Raw genomic sequence first — 5,995 nt, forward strand, 5'->3', positions numbered from 1 at the left:
AGTTTGGCACATCGCGATGCCGTCAGGGGAGAGCGGCATCCACCCCATCTCCACCCGGTAAGTCACAGATTATTTTTGTGTGGACTGGGTTTGAACTTGTTGTCTGCTATATAAGCGACTGCAATCTAAATCGGATGGCAGATTAAAGACTGCGACTCTGCCGCGTGGATGGAGCGCGCACTTGACGAGAGCGTCGAGATCCGGCCGTTCTGCGCGGACGATCCGCGTACCTCGGATAGGACTCAAGCTTCCTGGCCCAGTCCGCCCGTCGCATTCACGAAGAAGATCCCGACAAGGGTTTCGCCGGTCGTGAATGCCTCGCATTGTTTGTCGAGGTCGCGGTACGCGGCTCCCCAATCTGACATGAATCGCTCTCGGTCTGCCTCCTTGCGCCATCTGTCGATCGTGAAATAGCGGGACGGATCTTGGTCGTCCCGCAAAAGCTCCGTTCCGAGATAGCCGTCGGCGCGCCGAAACAGTTCCGCCCAGTCGCCTTTCGCTCCGTATGCTTCTTCGAAGCAGGCGCGCTGGCTGTCGGAAACCTCGTAGGCCCAGATGATCACATGCACGGCGCTCCCTCCATTGCTAATCGGCCCGCCTTACCGACAGGCTTCGCCGTGCGTGTCTCCCGGTGGTCAACCCGATTTGCTCCTTCAGCCAGGCGCGGAGGGTCATCATACTGGCGGTGTCGGCAAGCTCCGGCTTTGTCACGAGCCAATAGGCGGCCGCCACCCGAACGGGCTGGCCGACGGGAATGAGCAACCCGTTGCAGATGTCGTCCTCGATGAGCAGGGTTCGCCCCAGGGCGACGCCAAGGCCGCCGATGGCGGCCTGAAGCATCAGGTCGGCGCGGTCGAAGTGCTTCACGGGATTGGACGACACCTCGTTCGACCCAAGCAATCTGCGATAGTCAGTCCAGGTCGTTCCCGTCCGGAACTTCTCGGCGCCGGTGTCGGTGAGCAGGGTCAGGCTTTCGTCGGCGAGCCGGTCGACGCCCGTCCTTTGCGCGGCCGGATGACCTGCCCCCACGACCGGCTGGAGATCGCAGCCGGCAAGGCGGGTGGAGTGGAGCCCGGGATAGGGCCCTTCACCGAAGCGGAGGCCGGCATCGACCTCGCCCCCCTCGAACACCACCAGTTCCTCGCGCACGTCGATCGAAAGGTCCAGCCCCGAGGCGGCAGCAGCCGGGAGCCTTGGCAACAGCCATTTCATGGCGAGCGAGGAATGGACGGACAGGCGGAGCGCCCGGGCCGACTGGAGATCGCGCGCCGCCGCGAGGGCGCGACCCGCATCCGCGAACGAGCGTGTGGCCGCGTCGCACAGGATCGCACCCGCGCGGGTCGGGGTCACGTGGCGGGTCGAGCGTTCGAAGAGCGGCATCCGAAGCTCGGCTTCCAGCGCGCGCACGCGGTGACTGACGGCACTCGGATCGAGGTCGAGCGCGCGGGCCGCCGCGGCAAAGCTGCCGTGGTGCTGCACTGCCGCAAGCAGGCCGAACGACTGAACCAGCCGTGCCACCGCAGGATCTTCCGCCTGATCAATCATGAATCTGGTTCACCTATTGCTGAGCCACGACGCCTTGGTCCGCGCCAAAGAACAAGTAGTCTGTCAGCATCGCCAATGGAGATATCGATGCTTAATCATGAAGAAAATGCACGTCTCTCGGTTCCTGTCCAGATCGTCAATGCGTTCACGCTGAACGGGACCGGGGGCAATCCGGCCGGGGTCGTTCTCGATGCCGACGAGCTGAGCGAGACCGCGATGCAGTCGATCGCGGCCGAAGCGGGGCTGTCGGAGACGGCCTTCGTTTCGCGGCATCCGACCGAGGGCGCGCGGCTCGAATTCTTCACGCCGACCCGGCGCATCGCCCATTGCGGTCACGCCACGGTTGCCGCCTTCGCATTGATGCGCGCCGAGGGGCGGATCGGCGACGGCGCGACGTCGAAGCAGACGGTGGACGGACCGCGGAAGATCCTCGTGCAGAACGGCGCGGTCTACATGGAGCAGCGGGCGCCCCGCTACGAGGCGGACACCGACTGGGCCGGGACCGGCGTGACGCGGGCGGAGGCGCTTGATGCCCTCGGCTTGGCCACAGACCGACTCGACGCCCGCGTCACGCCGCAGGTCGTCGATACCGGCAACCGGTTCCTGCTGGTCGGGGTCGCGCGCGAAGCGGACCTTGCGGCGATCGTGCCGGACCAGCAAGCAATCGGGCGGATCAGCGAGGCGCTGGATCTGATCGGCTTCTATGCCTTCGCGGTCACCACCGGCACCGGCCCCGCGCACGCCACGACGCGCATGTTTGCGCCCCGCTTCGGCATCGCGGAGGAAAGTGCCACTGGCATGACCGCGGGACCGCTCGCCTGCCTTCTGCACGACATTCTCGGCGACCGGCGGACGCATTTCGCGATCGAACAGGGCCGCTTCATGTCGTCGCCGAGCGTCAGCCGGATCCTCGTCGATCTCGAGATCGAGCGCGGCCGCATCACGGGCCTTATGGCCGGTGGCGAGGGCCGGCGGGCAGGCACGCTCGACATCTGCGTTCCGGGCGACGCCTCGCCCGTTCAGCCAGCTTCGGGGCAGCAGAGCCAATGAGACACGAGATCGACCTTCGCGGCGTCGTCGAGCCCCTGGTCCTCGAGGTCGGACCAGGTCAGGAACCGAAGCGCATGGCGGATCGTGGGGGCTATCTGCGCCGCCTTCGGCCCGCTGCCGAAACCCGCGATCAGCCCGGCGGCGACCCCGTCGAGATAGGCGCCGAACTCCGCCATCGGCCCCTGCAGCGCGGGCACATGCGCGACGTCCTCGAAGGACACGGTCCACATCCGGCGCGTGCGCGAGAAGTAGGCGTAGAACGCGGACACGGCTGCCGCGAACCGCGCCTTCGGGTCGGCATGATCTGCCCAGCCGGCGGGATCCGGTGGCGGGTTCAGCGACAGCCAGTGCGACGTGCAGGCCTGGAAGACCGCGGTCTCGTCCGGGAAGTGCCGGTAGACCGTCAGCCGCTGCACGCCCGAGCGTTCGGCGATGGCGCTGATCGTGGTCGCGCGCGGTCCGATCTCCTCGTGCAGATGCATCGTGGCCTCCACGATCTTCTGCCGGGTCTCTTCCTGCGACTTGGCGCGCTCGCGCAGGCGGTAGGGCCGCTTCTTCTCGTGCTCTGTCATTCGATGAACATGCCTGATCACCGAATGATTGACAAGGGGGGTCGAATCGCCTACGCCGCACTTCAACAAACACTATTGTTTATCTAAAAGGATGCCCGAAATGACACCGATCACCGAACCCGTCCAGCACGCCGCAAAGCGCGTCACCGATGCCTGGACCGCCCTGCCGTCCTGGCTGCCCGTGCCGGGCCTCGGCGCGCTGCCGATCAACAGTTTCCTTTTGACAGGGACCGAACCGATGCTGGTCGATACCGGCCTCGGCGCTCTTGCCGGGCCACTCATCGACAGCCTCCGCGCCCAGATCGACCCCGAAGACCTGCGCTGGATCTGGCTCAGCCACACCGACGCCGACCATATCGGCAACCTCGACCGGATCCTCGAGATCGCCCCGAACGCAACGGTCGTCACGAACTTCCTCGGTGCCGGCAAGATGGGGATGCTCGGCGCGGGCGATCCGGCCCGGATGCGCACGCTCGAGCCGGGCGAGGTGTTCGAGGTCGGCGGTCGCCGGCTGCACCAGGTCAAGCCGCCCTACTACGACGCCCCCGAGACGATGGGCTTTTTCGACGAGACCGACCGCGTGTTCTTCGCCGCCGACGCCTTCGGGGCGCTTCTGCCGGGCTCGGTCGATACGATTGACGAGATCCCGGTCGAGGAACTCGGAGAGGGCCTCGTCGCCTGGTCCAGCGTCGATGCACCGTGGCTCGTGCAGATGGACCGCGGCTCGCTCGGCCAGATGCTGCGGGCGCTCGACGCGCTCGACCCCGCGTACGTGCTCTCGGGCCACCTGCCGGTCGCGCACAGGCTCGACACGCTGACCGGCATCGTCGGTTGCGCCTATGGCCGCGGGACGACCGCGGCCGTCACCCCCGAAACCGCCGCCCAGGTCGAGGCGATCCTCGCCTGAGCAATATGAAGGACATCGCAATGAAGACCCTGACCCTGAGCCAACGCCACCGGCGGACCAGCCCTTTCGTCGCCCTCCGCGCCTTCGTGGCCAAGCTCGACATCGAACGCCGCATCCGGCGGGACACCGCCCGGCTGGAGGCCATGAGCGACCATGAACTGCGCGACATCGGACTGCACCGCGGTGACATCCGCGACGCGCTCCGCCATGGGCGCGACTGGTACCTGCGCGGCCATTGAGCGCCGCGACGGAAGCGCCGGTCCGGGACGCAAGCGCCCGCAGACGCGGCGGAGACACCCAACCATCCAACGACATCAAAGGAGAAATGACATGACTACCAACCTCATCGAAACCAACAAGGCGACCGTCGCCCGCTTCCTCGCCGGCACGCATTCCGCCAACATCGACGACGTCGAGGTGATCGACGACACCGTAGTGCCGCACATTGCCTGCCACGGCTTCCCGGGCTTTCCGAACGAGGAGTTCTTCGACCGCGAAAGCTACAAGGCGTTCTTCCGCGTCTTCCGCCAGTCCTTCAGCGACATGAGCTTCGAGACCTTGAAGACGATCGCCACCGAGGACTTCGTCTCGGCCCACTGGGAGATCTGGGCGACCCATTCGGGTGAATTCAACGGCATCGCGCCCGATGGCGCCCGCGTCGTCTTCGACGGCGTCGCCCTCTACCGGATGGAGGACGGCAAGATCGCAGAAACCTGGCTGACCATCAACCAGCCGCTTCTCCTGTCTCAACTCGGCAAGGGCACCGCGCGGGCCGCCTGACACCGTTCCGGGGCAGGCCGGTCCGGCCTGCCCCTCATCCCCCGAAAGGACGACACCATGTGCGGACGAAACGAATTGTACCGTCCCCCTGCGGCCACCGGGCACTGCCGGCGCTGCGCGGGTGACGGGTGGTGCAGGGCGCGGTGGAACGCGACCCGCGACGCCTTGCGGGTCGACGGCGACCCGGTGTCCCGGACCGCCGTCGAGTACCCGGCGGCGGACCGCCAGGAGGCCCGACCATGACACCGACATTGATTCTGGTCACCTACCGGCTGCGCGTCCCCGTCGCCGAGTTCCGCGCCCATGCCCGGACGGCCGCGGCACGGATCGCAGAGGCGCCTGGCCTTCTCTGGAAGGTTTGGGGCCTCGACGAGGCGACCGGGCTCGGAACCAGTGCCTACTTGTTCCGCGACAGCGCCTCGGCCGAGGCCTTCGCCGAGGGTCCGGCGACTTCCGAGCTTCGCGCGGGGCCGGCCATGGACGTTTTCACCCGCATCGCGCCGGTGGACGCGGGGCTTTCAGCCATCACGGGCGCGGCACGGTTCCTCGCGCCGACCGACATGGCAACCGGGTGACCACGATGTTCCGAATATCGCATGAAATCCGGATTGCGGCACCCGCAGACCGCGTTTGGGCGGTCACGGCGGATATCGAGCGCTGGCCCGACTGGCTGCCGACGGTGACCGCCGTGCGCCGGCTGACCAAGCGCCCTTTCGGACCTGGCAGCCGGTTTGAGCTGAAGCAGCCGTTTCAGCGTGCGGCCATCTGGGAACTCACCGGGATCACGCCCGGTCGCAGCTACACCTGGCGAAGATCCCCCGGCCGGATGCTGCGCCTGTTGGCCCGGCACCAGCTCTTGAACAACGGGGCGAACACCTTCTGCCGGCTCTCGCTTGTCTGTTCCGGACCGTTGGCGATCTGGCTGCGCCCCATCCTGGTGCCCCTGCTCCGCGCCGCGCTAGCCCGGGAAAACGCCGCTTTGAAAACTCGGTGCGAGGCGCGAACCTCCCCGCCCCACGCCCGCCCCGTTCGTCCACACGTCCCATTGAAACGAGGAGTTGACGCGACATGACCGACCTCGACCTTCTCGCCGATGCCGACCGCCGTGCCCGCGCCTATGTGGCGGGCGCCGCGGAGAGCC

At 66.9% G+C, this 5,995-nt stretch carries 9 protein-coding genes; 6 read left to right on the forward strand and 3 right to left on the reverse strand.

What is annotated here, in order from left to right; genetic code table 11:
• Nucleotides 1–242 precede the first annotated feature (242 nt).
• Nucleotides 243–569, reverse strand: coding sequence for an antibiotic biosynthesis monooxygenase family protein (locus V7050_RS17240; protein ID WP_324375611.1), 327 nt, complete (start codon nt 567–569; stop codon nt 243–245).
• 16 nt (nt 570–585) lie between these two features.
• On the reverse strand, nt 586–1,518 hold the full coding sequence (locus tag V7050_RS17245) for a LysR substrate-binding domain-containing protein (protein ID WP_324375613.1): 933 nt from the start codon (nt 1,516–1,518) through the stop codon (nt 586–588).
• On the opposite strand from V7050_RS17245, the gene V7050_RS17250 reads away from it, so the two are divergent.
• Nucleotides 1,468–2,595 carry a PhzF family phenazine biosynthesis protein gene (locus V7050_RS17250; RefSeq protein ID WP_324375615.1) on the forward strand — a complete coding sequence of 376 codons (1,128 nt, stop codon included), beginning with the start codon at nt 1,468–1,470 and terminating at the stop codon, nt 2,593–2,595. The genes V7050_RS17245 and V7050_RS17250 overlap by 51 nt on opposite strands.
• Here the strand turns inward: V7050_RS17250 and V7050_RS17255 are convergent.
• Nucleotides 2,565–3,167, reverse strand: coding sequence for a TetR/AcrR family transcriptional regulator (locus tag V7050_RS17255; protein ID WP_324375617.1), 603 nt, complete (start codon nt 3,165–3,167; stop codon nt 2,565–2,567). The two genes, V7050_RS17250 and V7050_RS17255, sit on opposite strands and share 31 nt — an antisense overlap.
• Nucleotides 3,168–3,267: 100 nt before the next feature.
• Here V7050_RS17255 and V7050_RS17260 point away from each other — a divergent pair, with 100 nt between their 5' ends.
• The 5 genes from V7050_RS17260 to V7050_RS17280 all read left to right on the forward strand — a co-directional run bounded on the left by V7050_RS17260 (nt 3,268) and on the right by V7050_RS17280 (nt 5,926).
• Nucleotides 3,268–4,074 carry an MBL fold metallo-hydrolase gene (locus V7050_RS17260; RefSeq protein ID WP_324375619.1) on the forward strand — a complete coding sequence of 269 codons (807 nt, stop codon included), beginning with the start codon at nt 3,268–3,270 and terminating at the stop codon, nt 4,072–4,074.
• Nucleotides 4,075–4,094: 20 nt separating this feature from the next.
• Nucleotides 4,095–4,313: a DUF1127 domain-containing protein gene (locus V7050_RS17265; protein ID WP_324375621.1), complete on the forward strand. Its 219-nt coding sequence runs from the start codon at nt 4,095–4,097 to the stop codon at nt 4,311–4,313.
• A 91-nt stretch (nt 4,314–4,404) separates the two neighbouring features.
• On the forward strand, nt 4,405–4,854 hold the full coding sequence (locus V7050_RS17270; protein ID WP_324375623.1) for an ester cyclase: 450 nt from the start codon (nt 4,405–4,407) through the stop codon (nt 4,852–4,854).
• A 239-nt stretch (nt 4,855–5,093) separates the two neighbouring features.
• The gene (locus V7050_RS17275; protein WP_324375625.1) at nt 5,094–5,429 is read left to right on the forward strand and encodes a YdhR family protein; all 336 of its coding nucleotides are present in this window, start codon (nt 5,094–5,096) and stop codon (nt 5,427–5,429) included.
• A 5-nt stretch (nt 5,430–5,434) separates the two neighbouring features.
• Nucleotides 5,435–5,926 carry an SRPBCC family protein gene (locus V7050_RS17280; RefSeq protein ID WP_324375630.1) on the forward strand — a complete coding sequence of 164 codons (492 nt, stop codon included), beginning with the start codon at nt 5,435–5,437 and terminating at the stop codon, nt 5,924–5,926.
• Nucleotides 5,927–5,995: the final 69 nt, after the last annotated feature.

This window comes from Amaricoccus sp. (assembly GCF_036846665.1).
Lineage (GTDB): Bacteria > Pseudomonadota > Alphaproteobacteria > Rhodobacterales > Rhodobacteraceae > Amaricoccus.